This is a genomic window from Candidatus Thiodiazotropha sp. AKAK3 (assembly GCF_058244645.1).
This window is the reverse complement of sequence record NZ_JBSYOQ010000046.1, coordinates 1-21,254: the sequence shown is the minus strand read 5'-3', so window position 1 is coordinate 21,254 and position 21,254 is coordinate 1. Positions and strand designations below refer to the sequence as shown.

Annotated in this window: 15 protein-coding genes and 1 pseudogene; 6 read left to right on the top strand and 10 right to left on the bottom strand. The window is 50.5% G+C overall.

Annotated features, from left to right (window positions below; genetic code table 11):
* Window positions 1-22: 22 nt before the first annotated feature.
* Window positions 23-1,450 (bottom strand): MBL fold metallo-hydrolase RNA specificity domain-containing protein, encoded by a 1,428-nt coding sequence (locus AC4IE7_RS09030; RefSeq protein ID WP_490776499.1) that lies wholly within the window; start codon window positions 1,448-1,450, stop codon window positions 23-25.
* Between the two features lie 145 nt (window positions 1,451-1,595).
* Between AC4IE7_RS09030 and AC4IE7_RS09025 the strand changes: the two genes are divergently transcribed.
* On the top strand, window positions 1,596-2,303 hold the full coding sequence (locus AC4IE7_RS09025; protein WP_490776498.1) for a hypothetical protein: 708 nt from the start codon (window positions 1,596-1,598) through the stop codon (window positions 2,301-2,303).
* 151 nt (window positions 2,304-2,454) lie between these two features.
* Window positions 2,455-2,676 carry a GGDEF domain-containing protein gene (locus AC4IE7_RS09020; RefSeq protein WP_490776552.1) on the top strand — a complete coding sequence of 74 codons (222 nt, stop codon included), beginning with the start codon at window positions 2,455-2,457 and terminating at the stop codon, window positions 2,674-2,676.
* Here the strand turns inward: AC4IE7_RS09020 and AC4IE7_RS09015 are convergent.
* From AC4IE7_RS09015 to AC4IE7_RS08990, 6 genes are read right to left on the bottom strand one after another with little or no spacing between them, the layout of a single operon-like run.
* A complete protein-coding gene (locus AC4IE7_RS09015) occupies window positions 2,660-3,691 on the bottom strand; it encodes an HD domain-containing phosphohydrolase (RefSeq protein ID WP_490776497.1) in 1,032 nt (343 codons plus the stop codon). The genes AC4IE7_RS09020 and AC4IE7_RS09015 overlap by 17 nt on opposite strands.
* A gap of 3 nt (window positions 3,692-3,694) precedes the next feature.
* Window positions 3,695-9,949: an AAA family ATPase gene (locus tag AC4IE7_RS09010; protein ID WP_490776496.1), complete on the bottom strand. Its 6,255-nt coding sequence runs from the start codon at window positions 9,947-9,949 to the stop codon at window positions 3,695-3,697.
* The gene (locus tag AC4IE7_RS09005; RefSeq protein WP_490776495.1) at window positions 9,946-10,734 is read right to left on the bottom strand and encodes a DUF1638 domain-containing protein; all 789 of its coding nucleotides are present in this window, start codon (window positions 10,732-10,734) and stop codon (window positions 9,946-9,948) included. Before AC4IE7_RS09005 ends, AC4IE7_RS09010 begins: the two co-directional genes overlap by 4 nt.
* Before the next feature lie 3 nt (window positions 10,735-10,737).
* A complete protein-coding gene (locus AC4IE7_RS09000; RefSeq protein WP_490776494.1) occupies window positions 10,738-12,396 on the bottom strand; it encodes a methylamine methyltransferase corrinoid protein reductive activase in 1,659 nt (552 codons plus the stop codon).
* A gap of 12 nt (window positions 12,397-12,408) precedes the next feature.
* A complete protein-coding gene (locus AC4IE7_RS08995; RefSeq protein WP_490776493.1) occupies window positions 12,409-13,776 on the bottom strand; it encodes a methyltransferase MtaB domain-containing protein in 1,368 nt (455 codons plus the stop codon).
* 24 nt (window positions 13,777-13,800) lie between these two features.
* Window positions 13,801-14,553: a B12-binding domain-containing protein gene (locus tag AC4IE7_RS08990; protein ID WP_490776492.1), complete on the bottom strand. Its 753-nt coding sequence runs from the start codon at window positions 14,551-14,553 to the stop codon at window positions 13,801-13,803.
* A 1,067-nt stretch (window positions 14,554-15,620) separates the two neighbouring features.
* Here AC4IE7_RS08990 and AC4IE7_RS08985 point away from each other — a divergent pair.
* Together AC4IE7_RS08985 and AC4IE7_RS08980 are read left to right on the top strand one after the other, a co-directional pair.
* Window positions 15,621-16,244: a hypothetical protein gene (locus AC4IE7_RS08985; protein ID WP_490776491.1), complete on the top strand. Its 624-nt coding sequence runs from the start codon at window positions 15,621-15,623 to the stop codon at window positions 16,242-16,244.
* A 424-nt stretch (window positions 16,245-16,668) separates the two neighbouring features.
* The gene (locus AC4IE7_RS08980) at window positions 16,669-17,595 is read left to right on the top strand and encodes a hypothetical protein (protein ID WP_490776490.1); all 927 of its coding nucleotides are present in this window, start codon (window positions 16,669-16,671) and stop codon (window positions 17,593-17,595) included.
* A 73-nt stretch (window positions 17,596-17,668) separates the two neighbouring features.
* On the opposite strand, the gene AC4IE7_RS08975 is transcribed toward AC4IE7_RS08980, so the two are convergent.
* Window positions 17,669-18,025, bottom strand: a complete 357-nt coding sequence (locus AC4IE7_RS08975; RefSeq protein WP_490776489.1) for a hypothetical protein — start codon at window positions 18,023-18,025, stop codon at window positions 17,669-17,671.
* Between the two features lie 146 nt (window positions 18,026-18,171).
* Complete coding sequence (locus tag AC4IE7_RS08970; RefSeq protein ID WP_490776488.1) at window positions 18,172-18,609, bottom strand: cupin domain-containing protein; 438 nt, start codon at window positions 18,607-18,609, stop codon at window positions 18,172-18,174.
* Between the two features lie 256 nt (window positions 18,610-18,865).
* Here AC4IE7_RS08970 and AC4IE7_RS08965 point away from each other — a divergent pair, with 256 nt between their 5' ends.
* On the top strand, window positions 18,866-19,147 hold the full coding sequence (locus tag AC4IE7_RS08965; protein ID WP_490776487.1) for a hypothetical protein: 282 nt from the start codon (window positions 18,866-18,868) through the stop codon (window positions 19,145-19,147).
* A gap of 975 nt (window positions 19,148-20,122) precedes the next feature.
* On the opposite strand, the gene AC4IE7_RS08960 is transcribed toward AC4IE7_RS08965, so the two are convergent.
* Complete coding sequence (locus AC4IE7_RS08960) at window positions 20,123-20,524, bottom strand: IPTL-CTERM sorting domain-containing protein (RefSeq protein ID WP_490776486.1); 402 nt, start codon at window positions 20,522-20,524, stop codon at window positions 20,123-20,125.
* A gap of 575 nt (window positions 20,525-21,099) precedes the next feature.
* Here AC4IE7_RS08960 and AC4IE7_RS08955 point away from each other — a divergent pair.
* Window positions 21,100-21,254 (top strand): annotated as a pseudogene (locus AC4IE7_RS08955) (transposase); the annotation flags it as partial.

Sequence of the window (21,254 nt, the reverse complement as noted above, 5' to 3'; positions counted from 1 at the left end):
TTATCAGTGGTAGGGTTTGCACTTAAAGTTGCAGGATATCCCCCTCATCAGGCACTGATGCTTTGAATCCCAAAGAAGACTCCAGCAAATCCCGCAAATCTTTTTTAGACTCAGGTTCTCCGTGTACCACATGCACATGGGGAGAGCTTTCACTGAAGCTGCCCAACCAACGGCTCAGATCATCCACATCCCCGTGGGCTGAGAGACCACCTACCGTGTGAATCTTTGCCTTAACCCGATACTCGTCACCATGGATTTTTACTGTGGGTTTCCCATCCACCAGAGCACGTCCCGGAGTACCGTTGGCTTGATAGCCCACGATCAGAATATGTGAGCCGGAACGAGAGATATTATGCTTAAGGTGATGCACGATCCTGCCACCGGTGAGCATACCGCTGGCAGAGATGATAATCGCTCCACTCTTGATGCGGTTGATAGCCATAGACTCCTCGGGTGACGCGGTCAGTTTGAGATTCTGCAGGTGGGGCATCTCATGGATTTTTTTACGCAGCTTCGTCGCCTCCTCGTCATACAAGTGAGGGTAGTCCCAATAGACTTTGCTCGCCCTGATTGCCATCGGGCTGTCGAGAAATACCTGCCAACGTCCCAGTTCCCACTCATCGTAGTATTTTCCCAGGTAGTAGAGAATCTCCTGGCTGCGACCGATGGAGAATGCAGGTATCAACAAGTTGCCTTTCTCATGGGCCGCTTCTCGGATGATCTCTCCGATCTCCTCTATGGTGGCCTGGCGATCCCGATGGCGACGGTTACCGTAGGTGCTCTCAACAATTACATGGTTCGCTTCATTGATCACCGCAGGATCATTCAGAATGGGGGTGTCGTACTGACCTAAATCACCACTGAATACAATCTTCTGCTGTTTACCGTTTTCATTCAGCCAGACTTCGACGCTGGAAGAGCCCAGAATATGTCCTGCATCCTGAAAGCGTATCGATATACCGGGCAGGATCTCCTGTTTCTCCCGATACTTCAGGCCGACAATGTTATTCAGGGCTTCCCGGGCGTCGGCAACAGTGTAGAGTGGCTCGATGAGAGGTTTTCTCTTACGCTTTCTCCACTTATTCTCATACAGCGCATCCTTCTCCTGTAGAAAGGCGGAGTCTTGCAGCATGATATCGCACAGTTCCATAGTCGCGTTCTGTGCATAGATCGGGCCTTGATAGCCCTGTTTCACCAGCAGCGGGATTCGTCCTGAGTGGTCGATATGACCGTGGCTGAGGACCACTGCGCTGATCTCGTCGGGTGAGAAGGGAAAAGGACGGCGGTTTTTCTCCATCTCCTGCCTGCGTCCCTGGATCAAACCGCAATCGAGTAACACAGTCTCGTTATTGGCTCTGAGAATATGACAAGAACCGGTTATTCCACTGGTTGCGCCGTAAAATTCAATTTGCATGGAGAGTGCCCTTTCAAGGATGATAATATCGTTCAAGATGCTTGCCAGGTTAATAGTGAGCTTACCATGAAGCCGGCACTCCACACGCCTTAGGGCTTTGCCCGCCACAAAATTAAACATTTCTCGTTCTCGATAAGGCATATAATCCTAGCCTCAATTTATTCAAACGCCTCGAGTAGCCATGATGACAGCAGATACAGAGCAATTAGAACAATCGGCACCCAAGCGGGGCCTTCGCGGTATCCATATCCTGTGGATCGTTCTCGCAACCGTGTTGCTCACCGCAGCTGTTACCTATTGGGTGGTGCGCACCTACATCTACGCCAAGGACTTTACTCCGGTTCAGCTCAGTCATACCGAACAGCAGGTGTTGAATGGCAAACTAAAACAGCTTGGCTACCAACCAACTCCTGCCACAGAATCGAGTCAGCAATCCCAACCAAAGGAGAGCGACGAAGAGTGGCTGAGAGCGGAGCGGTATAGCGAAAAAGGTGCCAAGAGAGAGGTTTTTTTCAGTGAGAGAGAACTCAACGCGATGGTGGCAAACAATCAGGATATGGCTAAAAAGCTTGCCATCGACCTGGGTGATGACCTCGTTAGTGCCAGAGTGCTGGTGCCTGTTGATCAGGACTTTCCAATCCTTGGTGGAAAGACCCTGCGTATCTCCGCCGGGGTGGAGATGGCATTTCGAGATGCCAAACCGATAGTGATTTTAAAAGGGGTCAGCATTATGGGCATACCTATCCCCAACGCCTGGCTGGGAGGTCTTAAAAATATCGACCTGGTCAGTGAATTTGGCGATCAGCAGGGCTTCTGGGCAGGCTTTGCTGAAGGGGTGGAGGATATTCGGGTTGAAGAGGGCGAGTTGAAGATAAAGCTCAAGGAGTAGGAGCGGTTTCTGTTTCGCCCAATTGATAGCAGAGCACTACTGCATCATGCGAGACTGAAACGAAAATAACCTGATCAGTAGGCCGCTTCCCTTTTCTGGCGATAGTGGGATCAAGAAAAGCAGAGAGGATTTCTGAGGAATCGATGCCTAAATCTTACTGCCCCATCAATCCTTCTGCCTTGCGCTGGTGGATATCGATGATTTTAAAGTGATGAATGACCGTTATGGACATCTGTACGGCGACGAGATTCTGAAACAGATTGCAGATCTAGTGCAAACCCAGATCAGAAATATCGACACAGTAGCGCGATGGGGAGGAGAGGAGTTTGCAATCCTCGTTGAAAACAACGGTGATTTTACTTCTCTAAGGTGAAGCCCTTTTCCCGAAAAAGCCTTAATGCTGCCTCGACCACTTCGGTGTCTAAGCTGTTGTGATGGTTTCGCTCAATCTCTGACAGTGCCTTATCCATACCGAGACCAGCGCGATAGGGTCTGTGAGAAGCCATGGCTTCAATGATATCGGCAACCATCAGGATGCGTGCCTCCAGTAGTATATTCCCCTCCTTCAGGGCATGCGGATAACCGGAACCGTCCAGGCGCTCGTGGTGTTGTCGTACAGTCTCAGCGATGGGCCATGGAAACTCGATCTCCTTAAGAATCTCATAACCCATCTCAGGATGCTGCTTGATCAGGGAAAATTCCAGATCGCTGAGTTGCCCGGGTTTACTGAGAATTTCACTGGGTATACTGATCTTGCCGACATCGTGTACGACCGATGCCAGGTTGATCCCTTCGATCTGTGTTTCTGCAAGACCAAGATCGGTGGCAATAGCGGTTGCTATTTTTGCTACCCGTTGTTGGTGGCCTGCGGTGTAGGGGTCACGCAACTCGACCATGGCGGCGACGGCGGAGACAGATTTAAGTAGGGTCTCTTTCAGCTGCTCTTTACTCTCCATGAGTGAGCGGGTCCGCTCAACTACCATCTCCTCTAAATGATGAGTTAGTTTATAAAGCTGTAGATGCGTTTGTACCCTGGCCAATAACTCCTCCCGTTGAAAGGGTTTGGTGACATAGTCAACGCCACCGATTTCAAAGCCTTTCAGTTTATCTGGCATCTCTGAGAGAGCACTGACAAATATTACCGGAACCTCTCGCAGGCTGGGCTCCTGCTTAAGGTGCTGACAGACTTCAAAGCCATCCATTCCTGGCATGTTGACGTCTAATAGTATGAGTTTTGGTGGTTGGGCGATGGCTGCGTGTAGTGCAAGCTCTCCATTGATTGCCGAGCGAACCATATAACCTTCAGCAGCTAATATTTCGGTAAGTAAGCGCAGGGAGGCAGGTGTATCATCGACAGCGAGGATGTAGTCTGAGTTAGTCTTGCTCATTGTTCACTCCTTCTCCGATAGCGCTTCAATCGAGCTTAATATCGTTGGGTAGTCGAACTCATTGGCTAAGCGCGAAAGAACCTGTCCCAATTCGGATTCTGTAGCAGCTATTCGGCTGATGATGGCATTAATGCTATCGCTGTCCAGTGATACCACTGCGAGACGGAGGGCTTCGCGTTGATCTTCACTAATTGCGTGCAAGAGTTGCGGTGTCAATATTTTCTGCGACTCCGTATCTTTTTTGTTCTCCTTACGATATATGAATTTGAGACCCAATTGCTGCGCCAGACTTTCGTAAATATCTTTGATGAGGAAAGGCTTGCGAATATAGTCATCGATGCCGGCATCGATTAATTCGGGTTCTTGTTCCTTAAAGGCTGAAGCGGTTACAGCGACGATTCTTACCTGCTTGCCATCACGCATGTGTCGTATACGCCGGGTAGCTTCGACACCATCCATCACCGGCATACGACGGTCCATCCAGATCAGGTCGGGCTTCCACTGCTTGAAGATCTCGACACACTCTTCGCCATTGTTGGCTACCTTCACCTTCATGTTGATGTTGCGCATCATCTTGACCAGCAGCAATTGGTTATCACGCTGATCCTCGGCGATCAGGATGCGGTAGCTGGGTTCTCCCGCCGCCAAGCCGATGACTTCACCCTGGCTCTTGTCGTCCAGTTGCACGATTTCAGTCTCTTCAGCTGCAGTTAAAGGTAGCTCTACGTGGAATAAGCTACCTTTGCCAAGGTCGCTCTCGATGGTGATCTCACCCTGCATCAGTTTTATAGTGTGTTGCACTATTGAGAGGCCCAGCCCGGTTCCTATTTGCATTTTTCCTTCGTGCAACTGTTCGAAGGGTTCGAACAGCTTCTCCTGGTCTGCTTTACTGATACCTGGGCCGGTATCTTTAACCTCAATGATCAGATGACGATGGTTGTTGTCTTTGATGCCCAGACGAATTGTCACCCCTCCGTCATCGGTGAATTTGACCGCATTGCTTACCAGATTGACCAGGATCTGCCGCAGTCTGGCTTCGTCACCCTTGATGTAGCGTGGGAAATCCGATGACTGGTCGAGTGCTAGTTGGAGCCCCTTCTGTTGCGCTCTGAGACCCATCATGTCACTGACCTCTCGCACCAGGATGTGCAGATCGAAGGTGGCTATATCCAGTTGTAACTTGCCAGCCTCGATTTTGGCGATCTCAAGTACATCGTTGATCAGTTTAAGTAGGTGTTCACCGCTATTGTTAATGATATTGAGGGTTTCGTGTTGATCTTTGCTCAGGTTTTTATCCCGCTGCATCATGTGAGAAAAACCCAGGATAGCATTCAGCGGGGTTCGCAGTTCATGGCTCATATTTGCGAGGAAGGTACTCTTAGCGGTATTGGCAGATTCAGCCTCATCTCGGGCCAGACGTAGCTCTTCTGTACGTTGCTCTACCGTGACCTCCAAGTGTTCCTTGTAACGCATCAACTCGTCTTCTGCCTTTTTGCGCTCGGTGATGTCGCGCCCCTCAGGTATCAACAACACGACCTTGCCTTCGTCGTCGATCACGGGCTTGACAGAAAAGTCCACATAGGTGGGCTGACCGTCTGGTGAGGTGTGCGTGGCCTCGAAGCGTACCAGATTACCTTTCGCCGCCTGCTGCACAGCACGCTTCAATTTCTTCTGTAACTGAGTGGAATGTGTCCACCAGGGGGTATCCCAGAAGTCCTTGCCGACCACCTGCTCACTCTTGATGCCAGCAAATTGCAAGGAAGTGCGATTGGCTTGCAGCAGTTTGCCATTGACGTCAATCACGCCAATGAACTGAAATGTCTCATCGAAGATCACGCGGAATTTCTGTTCACTCTCTCTCAGCTCTGCAATCTTGTTTTCTAACTCTGCGTAGAGGGTGGCGTTCTCAATTGAGATTGCCGCCTGGGATGCCAGGGCCTTGAGCAGTTCCAGGTGATTTAAAGTGAATACATCGCTGGAGAGGTTGTTTTCGAGATAGAGCAGGCCGGAGAGTTTTCCCTGGTAGACGATCGGCAGACATAACAGTGAACGTGTCTGATGCTCGGCAATATAACTGTCGCTACCAAACATGAGATCCCGATGTGCATTACCGAGCACCACCTCGTTTTGAGTTCTTGCAACGAAGTTGATCACTGAGAGCGGCACTTCGCTGCTCTTCTCCACGGCTACCGCTTGCATGGTCTCCACATTGTGGGTATCGCCTCGGGCCTGGATGATCAGTCCTGAGGCACTACTCTGAATCAGCAGGCCCTGTTCGGCGCCTGCATTCTCGATCACGATACGCATCAGCCTTTCCAGTAACTTCTGCAGATGTACCTCCTGGGAGAGCATGTGAGATGCCTTTAGAACTGCACTCATATCCAACATTGATGATTCGTGACTGATCTGGGGCTTGATGCGGTGTTCAAGTGCCTCTACCTTGCGCAGTGCGCCCCAGGAACGATAACTTTCTACTGCCTTACGTAGTGCAAGTCCCGCAAAGTCCTCGCGGCCTAGGGCTCTGTAGAAGGCTGCCTCCCGCTCGCTTACTAGTGCGATATCCAACGATCGGCCATTCTCTTGCGCCAAACGTCCGGCCAGGCTGTAGAGTTCCATCGCTCGGCCGTTGTTGCCCATGGCGCGTGCCTGTTCGGCCTCGACCAGGGCCAGGTAGTGTGAGAAGTTGCTTTCTGACAGTGCAGCCCAGCGACGCAGTTGGTCGATAAGCGGGGTGGCAATCTCCAGACACTCTGCGCGTCTGTTGTCGTCCACCGTTTCATGTAGCGCCAGTAGAGCCAGGGCGTAGTGGTAGCAGTGACTCACCCGATAGTAGAGGCCTAGCGCAGATTTGGAGTACTTCTCTGCCTCCTGGCCTGTTGCTACTGCAGCGGAGAAGTCACCGAAGAGGTATTGAAGCAGGGTACGGCTGCAGAGCATTGCAAAAACAAGCAGATTGTTATTCTCTCCGGTCGGTGCTGGAAGCAGGTTCGTTTCATCAAAAAAATCACCGCTCAGATTGGTGGGGTTTTTACCGCTGCCACTGAGATTGGCCGTGGTCTGTAACCAGATGCGCAACATCAGTCCCTGAAACGGCAGGCGCCACTGCTCTACAGTCTGCTGAAATTCAAGCAGTCTGTTGTGGACGACTCCCAGTGATTCACCGGTGTAGAGAAGATAACCGCAGTGGTGAACCGCACCCAGGCTGGTATATTCCAGGTCACCAGCCTCCATGCCCTGTTGAAATGTTATCTGTAGCTGGGAAATGCTCTTCTGAATTGGCTCTTTCCAATGGCGCACGTAGGCATTGAAAAGCAGGCTGACCCGTGTTCTCAGCTCCGCTGCCGGAAACAGCTGCAGAATCTCCAGAGAGAGTCGACCGAAACGGTAGCCGGTTTCGATGTCGCTAGAGTTGCCGCAGAGCAATGCGCCGTACCAACCATAGGCGAATGCCGCTATGGGTGAATTGCCATGTTCCGCTGAGAGTAAAACCATTTTGCCGATCAGGGTCTGCAACAGGTTGGGATTGATTCGTAGTGCCGGTACAGCGAGATGCATCATGATGCGTAATGAGGCAAGGTGGCGCGAGTTATTCATTACCGGCAGATGGGCAAGCGATTCGACCCGGCTGGTTAGTGCTGCCAGCTGTTGGCACTCTTTGTCGGAGGGTGACTGCGTCAGGGAGATACCAAGTTCCCCGAGTGCGGTTAATCCGGTATCGATGGCAGAGTGATTCTGGTTTTGTGCAGTGAGGAAGAGGATGCTCAGCTCATAGACCCGTTGGCGTGTAAACAGATCGCTGGTATGTTTAAGTACCTCTTTCGACAATAGTGCGGCGCGTTCGAAATTGGCACTCAGGTATTCTGCCTCGATAGCATCGATGAACAGTTCAAGCGCTGGCTCTTCCGGGTCTTCCCAGCGATTCGACGACAGCAAGCCGATGCCCATACTCAAGTAGCGGATGGATGCCTGATAGGCGGCCTCCCGTCTGGCCTTGCGACCTGCCATCAGGTTCAAGTCAACCAAGCGACGTCGCTCATGCTCGTCCTTCAGGTGTTGGAAGCCTTCGTTAAACTGATCAGTGATCTCGAATACAAAATCCTCAAGCCTGTTGTTCGGTGTTTCATTCAGCAGCAGCCGCCCAATGCGTAAATGGTTGAGGCGTCTTTGTTTTAAAGGTAGCTGTGCATAGGCCGCCTGATGTACCCGGTCATGGGTAAAACCAAAGAGAGCTTCAGATTCGCTAGCAGAATCGCCATTAGGCACAGACACCGATTCAGTGATTTGAAGTAGTCCTGCCTCAACTGCCGGTTGCAGTCGTTCGGCCAACTCCGCTTCAGATATCTCAGCCAGCGAAGCAAGTGATCGGGCGAGAAAGTGGCTATCGAAACAGGCCGCCAAGGCAAGAGTTGATCGGGTATCCTCGGGCAGTTTTCCGATACTCTCGGCCATAATCTCAGCAGCACTGCTGATGATAACCTGCTGTCGCACTGATTCGTTGTCCCAGCTCCAGTGGTGTCGATCTGCCTCGAAGACAAGTTGACCATTTTCATGTAACGACTGTAGGAATTGTCTAATGAACAGCGGGTTGCCACTGCTCTTCTCTAACACCAGTTGTGCTAAAGAAATGGTATCTGCAGCGTCGGCTTTAAGGGCATCGGCGATGAGATGATTGATGCTATCGAGGGTGAGGGGTTTCAGGCTTATGGGGTTGGCCTTTTTTACTTTCGCTGTAAGGTTGTCGAACAGTGCGGCGAGCGGGTGTCCCTTTCCCACTTCATCGTCCCGATAGGCTGCAATGAAGACAATGGGCAGGCTGTCGATCCCTGGAAGCAGTTGACCCAGCAGCTCCAGCGTCGCGTGATCGGCCCACTGCAGATTGTCGAGGAATAGAATCAATGGATGTTCCTGCTGGGCAGAGGCGAGAACAAAGCTGCGAAGCAGGTGATGGAAGCGGGGCTGCACGAGAGAGGGGTCGACCTCCGGTGCAGAGGGTTGGGTGCTTATGATCAGCTTGAGCCGGGGCAGTAGGTCGAGCAGTCTGTCAATATTGCCACCGCTCACTTTCAAGAGCTTATCTTTCCACTGTGCCAGTTGCATCGTGCTGCCGGTAAGGATCAGGTCGATCCATTCATCAAACGCCTGGCGTAAACCCACGTAAGGCAGATGACGCTGTGAGCTTTCACAGGAGCCGACAATGAAATAGGCTTCTTGATCCACGCTGAATGGCCGCAGGGCTTCCACTAACGCGGTCTTGCCAATTCCTGCTCGGCCGGAGATCAGTACCAGGCTACCGCTGCCATCGCTGGTTCTGCTGACGGCCGTTTGAAGTGTTTTCAGCTCCTCCTCGCGGCCATAGATCTGCTCTGGCAACTGGAAGCTGCTGCTGTAATCTTCGATACCGAGGGTAATATCCCCGATCCGTCCTGCCTGCTGCAGTTGCTGTCGTATCTCTTTCAAGTCGACCTCTACTCCGTAGGCCGACTGATAGCGTTGATCAGGATTCTTCGCTAAAAGGCGTAGAATGAGGTTGGAGATGGCTTCTGGCACGCCACTGTTCAATACCTCTGGAGCCAGAGGGTTCCGGGCCAAGTGCGAATAGATCTGATCGGCTGCATCTTCAGCCTCGAACGGCGCTTTTCCGGTAAACACTTCATAGAGCACAGCGCCGAGAGAGTAGAGGTCGGTACGATGATCCACCTGCCTGTTGATCCGGCCGGTCTGTTCCGGAGAGATGTAGGCCAGCATACTTGATGAGAGGTCGGCCTCTGTCAGGATTTCATGCTCATTCTCGATTATTGCATCGCCGAAACCGATCAAGGTAACTTTTAGTGGCGACAGCGATACGATGATATGGTCGCTGGCCAGGTTACGGTGTATCAGCTGCTGTTGGTGCAATCTCTCAAGCACTGTTGTCAGGGCAATCGCTACTTCCAGGTTTTCCAACAAGGGGTGTCGGTGCCTGACATGGCTATCACTCAGCACTTTACCCTCGATATAATCCAGCGCGAGGGCAGGGCGCCCAGCTACCAACAGCTGTCCCTGGGGATGGCGGATACCGGGTAGATGGAGGTCGGTGGTCTGCAGATACTCATTGACGAGTCTCTCCTCAGACCTCGCTCCTGCGTCGGATTTCAAGGACTTGATGATTAAGGTTCGTCCTTTACCACTCTCAGCTTTTATACGCAGACGAAAGTTCTGGCCCTCATGCAGAGTAGGGAGCGTATCCAACTCCCGTTGTGTCAGCTCTGTCATCTTCATCCCATGCCTCCAGAAGCGGGCTCAGCGGACATCGATCTAACGGCAGTTTTGGCGGCATCCCAGGCCATTGTCAGCGGTTTCATGGTTCCGCACTCGGTCTCCAGTCGAAGTCCAGTCATGCGGCTGAACTCGTTACCGTGCTGTTGCAGTTCGTCGTTGGGTAGGGCGGGAGATTGCAGCAGCAGTCCCCGTTCGTAGTCAGCAAGTAGTCGTTTTAACCCCGGCTGTGATACCTCGCCACTATGGCTATCCATCATTTGTCGCCAGTGATTCGACCAGCCCGGGGTGAGGAAGTAGGTGCCAGCGATTTTGCGCTGCTCATCGTAATATCGCTCGCGCCCTCCCAGGCAGAGTGCAACACAGTCGTCCATCGGGCGATCACCGTCCATGGGTTGGAAGAGGGGGATATCCAGATCTAAAAGGCTTCTGGCATCATCGACTGCCCCGCCACACTGGCCGTAGCCGAGCAACAGGGCGTCGATGTGTGGAGCCAGAGCTTGTGCCGATCTGTTAAGGGCGTGGCGCAGTACCCTTCGATTACGGTGTAACCCCAGTGCCAGCACACGTATCAGTAATTCCAGCGACTCGCCCGGTTCGGAGGTGAATGCATGGGGATGCGGCAGACAGCGGAGGTTTGACAGGCCACGCGCCTTGAGCAGTTCAATCAGGCGTGCCGAGTGGCTGTCTTGCAGCACATTGATGCACCCGACATCGCTGTCATCAGTCAATAGCTGGGCAAACTCCAGTTCAAGGATTTCGCAGGTGATAATGCCGAGTACTGCCATTGCTCAAGCCTCCTCGCTGACAGCGACCCGCGCTGGGTTGAAGAAGGCGTTTAAATGGAACACCTTTGGTTCGCATACCGGTTCGCAGCGTCTACAGGCAACACCATTGCAGAGTGCATGCGCCATGGAGATGGTGGCGGGCTGAGAAGTGGTATCGATAGTAATCGCTTGAGTCGGGCAGGTCTGTATGCATTTGAGGCAGCTATGACAACCCTGCAGTTGCAGTTCGACTGTTTTGCCAATGGAATGCAAAGTTTTCAGGCCATGTTTACCCGTCACATCGATGTCCCGTTGCACGGTCTGCACAATCTCTGCTATCGAGTCCATAGGCGGTAGATCGGGCAGGTTAAACCGCTGCAACATCTCACGATAGGTCGTCGTCGGCATCCCTTCGGTCCAGCGTGAAAGCTCCAGCAGGAAAAGTTTCGCAAAGCTCTTTGATTTGGCGAACAGGGTATGGTTATGGCGTAGAGCACTGGCCAGATCGGACATCTCATCCAGCCTGGAAGGAGCCAGCGCCAGCTCTCGGGCCATAGCAAGAGAGGTATTACCCACCTGCATTACCCGATGCACGGCGGGGGGAATCAGGCCCAGCCGTCCTGACTTGCGAGCGTCGACGTAGGTGCCGGAGGCGCCGGCGAGGTAGGCCGTTTGGATCTCTGAGGGCACTATGCCCGCTTCGAGCGCTAGGGTGACATAACCGGCACGTATTGCTCCGATCGCTTTTCCCGCTTCACCCAGATCTGTTTCATTGAGGTAGATCTTGTGGCCGAAGTGCAGTTGCCCATCTATGGTGTGGATGTTTGGCGGGGTGATGATGCCATCTGACAACGCTTGATCCAACGCGGCGATGACGCCTGTTCCGGTGATGGATATCGCTTCCCGGTCGCTACTCTCAACAAGCTCCCCCGCCAGACGTAGATCGATCAACGCTCCCGTAGCCGGCAGCATCTCCTCGTCCAATACCTGCAAACGGTGGTAGGGGCCCTCCATTTTAAGGTCTGTGATGGTCCCCGGCATTGCCAGGGAGCCGCAACTGATATGCTGGCCCTCCAGAGCGGGGCCAGCGGAAGCAGAGCCGGTGTAGAAATGTCCCTGGTGGAAAAGCGCCATCTCAGCATTGGTGCCATAGTCGATAGCGATCGAAGTTTCGCTGCAATCCCGGATACCGCTCTGGATAATCAGGGCCAGGGCATCGGCACCGACTTGATCATGTATCGCCGGCGGGATGAGAATGTCGCAATTGCTGCTGAGTGCAAGGCCAGGTAGCGCTGCTGCGGAGTAGACTGAAGCCGTTCTCTCCGGCGCTGTAACCCCAAGGGTGTGTAACTTGCGTGAGCCGGCATAGGCGAGGTCACGTATCTCCATGCCCTGTAGCAGGGAGAGTTGGGTAGGATTACCGCAGACGGCCAGACGTACCACATCACCCAGGCTGACCTGCAGTCTCTGCAGCAGTTGGTTGATTGCCTGCAGCATCAGGTCACGGGTGCTCTCCACACCCAGCTCCAGAGCGAAGTGGAGATGATCGATAACGTTGGCACCAGGCAACGGATGACGGGTGGTGATAACGGTGGAGATCACCTCACTGCTCGCAAGATCGAGTGCCTGAGCACGGAAACCGCTGGTTCCCAAGTCCAATGCGATGGCGAGTCGTCTCTTCACAGACAAAAGCCTTCACAAACCGTAGGCTTGTGGTAGAAAGCCTTTTACCTGAGCGTACTTGTGCAGGCACAGGTCGATGAAATCCTCCTCCTCTTGAGGCAGCTTTTCCAGTTCTGTCATGTAGCCAGCAAGTGACTCCTTTTCGTAACTGGTGAAATAGAGTTGCGGATCAGCGAGCATCAGCTCGCCACAAGTGAGGGCGGCCGCCAGTGTCCGTGCGTAGTAGCTCTGGTTGTTGTCGACCACCGCTTTACCAATCGCCCAGGCGTTGTCAGGGCTGAGGATGAAACCTTGTAGACTGCGATATCTATCCGACGCGACCATGCAGGCCTGATACTCTCGCTGATAGCCCAGCTGAATGGCAGTATTCATCGAAGCGACATCGTAGCTCAGTATTTCACTGAACACCGCAGATGTGCTGCCGCCGAACATGCGGTGATACTCCACCGCCTCGTTTGACCAGAGGTCACATACTGCTGCCATCACATTGCCACAGAGGGAGGAGTGGGCGCAGGCGCAACTCTTGCCTTCCATCGACATCGGCAAGCCAGTGATGGCCTTGATGATTGGGTTCTCGTAGGCGCAATCCTTGCCTGGCCCACTGGCGCCACACTCGTAGGCGACCAGCGAGTTGCCAACGGCCATAGCACGGGAGAGTGCCGCCAGACTGTGGGAAAGAGCCTTGCCGGTGAAACCACCAGCCATAAACATTGCCGTATTGGCCTGGGAGCAATCGGTATCGCCGCCCGCTATCGACCCATGTTTATCGGCAATCTCGACAATTTGGGGCCACAGCCAGGCCATGTCACGGCTGCCGAGCACCCCCTGGGCGAAGAGCATTCCGGTAATATCGTTGCGGATGATGCAGTGGTCGAAGATCTCCTTGCCGCCAATCGATTCAATGGAGAGGATATCTGCATATTCAGCGCAGGCATCGAAGGCCTCCAATACCTTGCTGGTACGTTCGGAGTCCCGGATGTTCACCATGTCAGGTTTGCGCAAGTCAGCGATGGTGGCGCGGTAGGCTGCCTTGAGTCCATACTGCTCCGCAAACTCATCGAGTTGTCGAATAGAGAGTGCAGCGATCTCCCTGCCCCAGTGGGCATCATCGGTCATCTGGAAAACATGCTCATTTTCCAGTACCAGGTTAGGAGTGCCGATATCGACGCAGCGCTCGAGTGCATCACCATTGGCGCGCTCGAACTCCCGCAACAGGGTATGCAGCGTCTTTTCACTGCCGGGGCGGGGGTGGGGTACGATCTCTGCGATGACGGAACCGCCGCCAATGACAAGCCCGCGCCTTGTTGTCACCGGCTTTTGCGCGAATCCGAACATCATCTCCTGCGGATTGCTGTAGGCCATTGAGTCGGTCAGTTTCATTGTCTTACCTCTAAACTTGCCTTATCAGCCGTTCCACTTGGCTCGTAGTTGCCGCCAGTCGAGCCCACTCAAGGCGTCCTCGGCCATACTTGCTGCCTGAGCAGCATCACTGCCCCAGATGCCCAGTTCGAAACTGGTTACGAACTCCTCACTCAATGCGCCACCACCGCAGACGAATGGAATATCCAGTCCCGACTCCTTCAAGCGCATGGCAATTCTAGGGAATGCAGTCATGGTGGTGGTCATCAGTGCTGTCCCGGTCAGCATGACCGGTCTGTGAATACGGCAGGCGTCGACAACCTCCTCAATCGGTACGTCGGCCCCCAGGCTGATGACATCGAATCCACCAGCCCGTAGCAGGGCGTTGACGATCTGCATGCCTATGTCGTGGATGTCGCCCTCAGCAGTGTGGGTAACCACCTTGGCCTTTCTCTCCATGCTGTGTCCCATCTCTTCTTCGCAGAGCGTGATGCCAGCGATCATGGCATCAGATGAGAGGATCACCTGGGGCAGGAAGTAGTTACCAAGATCCCAGAGTCTGCCAACCTCCTGCATGCCAGGAATCAGACTTTCGTTAATGATCTCCAGTGGTTTGTGTGCGTTCAGTGCCTGAGATACAGCCATGCAGGTCTCATCCTCGTCACCGGTTACCAGGCTGTCCGCCACACGCTGCAATAAGAGATCTGATGAGACTTTTCGTGCACCCTGATGGTGCCTATCCTCAACATTAAGATCATATCGTGTGAATATAGGAGAGTTATGCGGCGGTTTCTTCATCTAAGAACCTTCAGGTTTGATTTGGGATAGCAACTCCTTCTAAAAAGTGCAGGAACCCATTCCCGTTTCCGCAGGCATCCATATCCTCCCCGTGAGATTAATCTGTGACCCACACGAGGCACGCCTTACCTATCAGTGTAGTCTCTATTTTTGGTCAAAGTGGCTCTGAAGATGCTCGGGGTCAATGAATGATCTAATACTTAATCCGCAAGAAACAGACTGAATTACTGGTAGAATCTACACGTCGGGATGGTGAGTTAATCGACACGAAACGATTTAGACAGTAATTGATAAAAACCCAGTAATTCCTACTGTTTTTCACTGCTTTCCGTTAACTCCGAATAACCCTGAGGCAAGCGCGCATGTGTGCAATTTGGACGTCGTTTACAAGCCTCTCTCCCTTGACTCCGGTCTATACAGATGGGAGAGATGTTGGGGGAGAGAGGGGTTGCTCTACCCTCCTATAAGAGACTTTCTTGTTTGTGATTTTTCTGGCCCGCATCCTCTGCTGCGTTATGCTAATTTATCTATCAATTCTGCTAAACATATAATCTACCGAGTCAGAGGGAGTTAGCGGCGTTTGGCAGCACAAATAGTACATGTGAAAGTGATTGCTACTATTTTCGATGGCACGCGATCTGTTGAAACCTTACTCAGATATTTACAACCTGCTTTGTAAACCGTTGAAGCATATCTGTCGATAATCTATCAGTCTGTTGAATAGCTCTTTCGTTGATCTATTGATGAGTGGAATTGGTCTTTAATATACAGCTATTTCAGCTCAACTTTATCTACCGGCTGAAGCAGTTTGGCTTCAACTACTCGATTTCTGTTCCTCGAGAGGGCTGAATTATCTTCGTTTTGGGGTGCCTGGAGAGATCAAATAGTGGATCTTTTGTTCTATTTATCAGTGTTTTGATCCCATCCAGCTATATTGCTCTACTTGCATAGAGGCAGGATGTCTTAATCTGCTTAATAAAAATGATATTTATTGTAAGGTATGTTAAGATGCGGGGTTAACCTACACTATAGAATTTATATTGCCTTCAAATATCCCAGGAGAACATGTGACTGATAACGAAGCAGAGCTACAACTCAAAGTCTGGAAAGATCTCGCGATTAGCAAGCAGATGTTAATGATGGCAGCGACTGATGCCTTGAAACTGGAAAAAAACTGCGCCCCGGAAGAGCTCAAGCTCGCACTCGAATCGACTATCAAGCGCGCCATTGATGCTGAGCTTGAAAAGAGTCGCGCCCAGGAGCAGGCCAAGCTTGCTGTCGCCGCAGTGGAACAGGATTTGGCAGAGAGCCAAAAATCCCTGAAAAGCGTTGAAGCCGCTCTTGCCGAGGCAGAAGCGAATGTGCAGCAACTTCAGCAGCAGCTTGTTTCAGAGCGCGCCAATCACGGGCAGCAGTTGAAAAAGATCAAAGAGCAACTGGCGGAGAAGGAGCGTGCGATCAAAACGATCAGTACAACCCTGTCTGACACGCCTGAAAACGTTGTAAAGAAGCTAAAGGGATTGAAAAAGCAGAAGATGGATGAGTCTGAGGCCCGTAAAAAAGCTGAACAGGCCCTCTCCACCTTGCGCAAGGAAAAGCAGAAACTCGAACAGAGCCTCAAGGAGCTGGAGGCTGCGCAAGAAGAGACTAAGGAATCTAAAGAAGAGTCTAAGGAAGAGATCGCCGCTTAAAGATCAGCGCCCCCGTGGTCTAAACACACGGTGCTGAGCGCAGCTTTATTGAGAAGGGGGGATGGAGTGATCCATCCCCCCTTTTTATTTGAGCCTCAGGTGTGTTGCGATTAAATCGTATATTGGCTCATGGAGCTTAAGAGTTCGGCTTAGCGTGTAATCTCGGTTTGATACCAATCACACAATATCCATCTGGTAATCCTGACAAAGCGCCCAACCACCGGCAACACAGCAGCTCTTACCTGACTACCATCAGACCGTTATGGTAGTTAACCAAAGAGATATCCATAATTTAAAGAAGCTGTAGATTGAAGTGGGTCAGAGAGGAATGATCACCAGGATAGAAATATTTTTCTCTGCTCTGGTTTTTCCGTATTCTTGATATACACAGTGTGTAGCTGTGCCACCATTGTAGAGTAAATAGATGCATAAAAGCTCAAATTACGCATATTCCACCCTGCAGAAATATCTTAGGCAGATCCTTGTTAGGGTAATCTCTGTTGTGATCGGTGTGTTGACTAGTGGCTCAGTCGCTCTCTGCGGACCAGCAATTGGCCAGTTCGAAGTCAAGCATCTCAGCGCCACACCAGGAGAGATCGAATTCCAATCCCAGAATGCACATATGTTTGGCAACCCTGAACGTGATTTGAGAAATGACAGTGGGGAGATCCAGTATGACGACAACAGTGTAACGAAGCAGCGACATGCGCTCGAACTCGAATTCGGTATTACCAACCGATTGAAGTCGCGTATTGGTATCGAATATGAAAAAGAACGTTTGGATGAACCGGATACCCCTGAGCAGGCTGACGAATTTAGCGGCCTGGAGTTGTCTGAAATCGGTGCGGAGGTCATATGGGTAGTTGATCCCATCAAAGAGAACGATTTTGGGTTTGGTCTGGTGGCAGAATATGAACAGCCTCTGGAGGATGAGGAGGCAAGCTTGCTACTCGTCGGTTCGATCTTTCAGGTTGATAGGGGAGAGTGGTCTAGCATAATCAATCTCTATCTGGTGAAACACCTGGGTGGAGATGAACCACAAGATGAGAAGGTCGATTTTGCCTATGCAACCCAAGTTGGCTATAGCCTGAATCGGGATTGGCAGATCGCCCTGGAGGCCTATGGCACGGTGGATCGGATTGGTAATACAGGTAGTATGGGCGAAGAGGCACAATTATTTGGTGATCACGATCAACATCGCATCGGTCCTGTTTTCTATTACAGCGGAGGCCTGGGAGCTGATTCTTCTGAAGAAGAGTCATCCGTCTCAGTCGGCGTGGGATTGTTGGTCGGTTTAAATGGTAATACGCCTGACACAACGTTGAAGTGGTCTATAGAGGTTGAGTTCTAGGGTAAAGTAGAGGAAGTGTTTTGTTGGATATTTACACATAATGCCAATGATTAGAGCTACTTGTGTAGATCTTTCACGATCGCATACCGAATACACATTGGATTACTGCAGAAATCACCAATAGGTGCATGAGTGCAGCTTCACTCGGCAAAGAAAAAAATAGACTCTCTGCGCCTTCTTTTATCCTTTTTAAAGAATCGACTCGAAAGGATTTTTCCAGGAAATGCTTTAAAGTTGAAGTGACTGGTCTGACTTTGCTATTGAGTAATGCACCCAGTATCGCTAACACCTGAACTTCGAGCAGCATCAGGAACACTTCAAGTCCAATCGCATCAATAAACAGCGCAAGTTCGATCATCTCCGGATTAAATATAATCAGAACGAAAACAGCAGCAGTTGCATATTTCCAAGCTTTTTTCTTCAGATTCACATCGCTTCCATAGTGAGAACTATCCTATACAAGATTCAGATGTCTAAAGCCGTATACAAGGAACGAGCTCTGCAACCTTGAGTAGTCCTGATCGACTCTATTGATAGGCTTATGTCAATTCGAAATCAAGACTAGCATACCTACTACTACGCAACCGTAACACCATTTCGATCGAGTATTTCCAGTGCTTTTCCGAAGTCAGGGTTGGTTGGATCAATCTCATCATCAACTTCGGTAAACATTTCCGCCGATCGACTTTCCCGACTTGTTATCTCCAGCATCGACCCACCGCCAGTACCATAGGTGAATGCATGGGTCGTATTACGAGGGACATGGATTAACGTTCCAGGTGTGCATAAGTAGGTCTCCTCACCACATCGAAATGTAATTTTGCCTGACAATACAAAAAATGCCTCGTCCCAACCATGACTGTGGGGTGGTGGGCCACTTCCTTCTGCACCCTGTTGGTGTGTTATCCCATAACCACCTATCTGTGATGCTGCTGCCAGTACGGTGACATCAGTTCCAAATACATTGAGTGGTGAAGGTCGTTCGTTGGGGGTTGTTACGATGTAATTGTTCATAGTTCGAGTTCCTGTGCTATTTGGTATGAAAAGTTGTGACTCGTAAAGTGCGCTAAGCTCATTACGTAGGTTGAGATGAGGCGCGAACCGCATCATTGATGTTTATGAATCATTGTATTCTGTTATTGATGCGGTTCGTGCCTCACCGCATCCTACGTCCTAATCAAAATCAAAATCAAATGTCAGATGGCCACTCAATGCTGACCCTGCTGAGGTATTCGGTAGACACCTCATTATGCGACCACGAGAAATTAGGATGGCTGCTCAGGCCGTTTATTTGAAAGGGCGGTTTAAAAGTAAGGAGCTACTTGATGAGGCAGCGCTTTTGACCTGTATGACCTATGTTGATCTCAATCCCATACGGGCAGGGAGTGCAGACACGCCAGAAAGCTCCGACTTTACTTCAACTCAAGAACCTATGAGGTACGATCATAAGCTCGGTCAAACGAGTAACCCTACAGAAGTACAAACCGCAGCACCTGAAAACCTATTCCCTTTTACCGGTGGTGTGCATCCAGAGAAAGAAAAAATCGTCTAATTTAGTCTAGTCGATTATTTTGAACTTACTAATTGGAATGGGCGAGCCATCAGAGAGGATAAGTCAGGTGTCATACCTTTAAATTTTTCATCCATCCCAGAGCATTTCAATATCAATCCTGTAGCTTGGCTTGATGCCATTCAACTCGTAACATGCGCTAAGCTGATTACGTAGGATGTAGTGAGGTACGAACCGGATCACTGATTTTTGTGAATCACTGCTTCCTGCGTCCTAGCACTCAATTGCCGATTCTTGAGAGATTGCAAATCGATTCAAAGTATAGGATCTAAATGTTGCAGCATTTCGAAAGTCGATTCAAAGGTCTGGTAGGAGCAAGTCATGCGCTTAAAGCGGTTTTTCGCAAACTGGAGTTTTGATGAACGCCTATTCTGGATGCAGTTATAGAGTTATCACCTTGCGCATTCTTTCAAATGCCAAATAGAAAAGGTCAGTGCGGGCTGGGCTGACGGTGTATCTAATGTTGAGAAATACCAATAATGTACCTATTTACAATTGAAGATAGGTACATTATTCACTCAACAAGTCCCTGGTAGCGCCATTATTTATGACGAGAGGGGGTGGCTATCCCGTTTTGCTTGCTCGAATGAATGGAGGAATATGTATGGGTGTTTGTTTAGTTTGGACGTAACGTTAGTTTTTGGTTGATCATGAAAGTGCTGGTGAGCCATGCTTAGAGGATGGTGAAACCAATCGACTTGATTGGTCCGGCTCTTTCATTCATAACTGGGTTTAAAAATATGTACCCCAGCGTTGAGCCACTGAAGGTTGGTACATAGAGACTCAAGATCTGTTATTTCATTGGACTGCGCATGGTACCGATATTATTCTGGAGCGGAAGCAAGGGTTGTCAACAGACAGCTTGATCCTGATGGGTGACACCATTATCTGTTATCTACAATGCCATAGAAGACGGGTGTTATTGGTCAGATTTTAACTATCCGATCGGATGCTTTTTTAATCGGAACACCTCCGAATAGCGAATAAGGCGTAAATGCCCAACAAGCCAGTCATTAAGATCATGCCCCACTCCGTTAGCGTGGGTACGCTCATTGGTTCTACCACTGGTAGAGCACAGCCGACTCCAGCATAAGGTATAGGATTACTCCAGTTGCCAATCGCCATAAGAACACCACCTGCAAGATCATCAAAGTGATTTACATAAGTCGGAGAATAGAATATTCCGTTGCTGCTATTTGCATACCAGCCAATAGGATCGGGTGGTGTGAAACCAATCGCTGTGTAGGCTGCTGGCGTTGCAGGATCGGCAATCACACGGCTGAAATTGTCGATTAAGGCACCACCTGCGTCTGTCTCGACAGCTCCTAAAAACTCGGCGATCTCTCCCGCTCCCGACAAGTCGTGCTCAAAACGTACGTTCCCGGCATCATTCATAGACCAGTGAGCGCATTGTAGATCCGTTATATTCCAGGTTTGGCTGTTCGCAGTCGTACCGCCATTGTCCAGTACGAAAGTCAGTGTATAAGACTCTCCATTAATAATTTCCGGATAGCCGCTATTACTTATCGTGCTAGTGTACGTGATGGAGTAAGGCGCTGAGATTGCGGTAGCAGAGAGTATACACAGGGAGGTAACACGTATTAAGAATCGAGCGATGCTACAAGTGTGAATCATCAATTACTCCTTCCAGTGCAAACAACACATGATGAATGTAAGAATATAAGTGTTGTTATAAAAAATATGGAATTAATAATTGATGATTAAATTCCATTTTAAAAACATACAGATCTGAAATATAAATAAAGGCTGTTTACACCTTTTCGGCAATGTTAACTTGTACTTTAGAAAAAATCTGATTTTTTTCTAATAGTTTGGAAATGCGCCAGAACAATCTGGACACCCATCAATAACTTGCCAAAAATTATCCAGTCTGGCAATCTTTCTATCTTCATCAGCTATCAAGGAGTGATACGATGCCCAAGCCAAGGAAAGCTCTGGTGCTTCTGGAAGAGACCCCTTACTACCACTGCGTTTCCCGATGTGTTCGCCGCGCTTTTCTTTGCGGTGTGGATTCCCATACCGGTGAAAGCTATGAACATCGACGCCAGTGGATCGTCGATCGCATGAA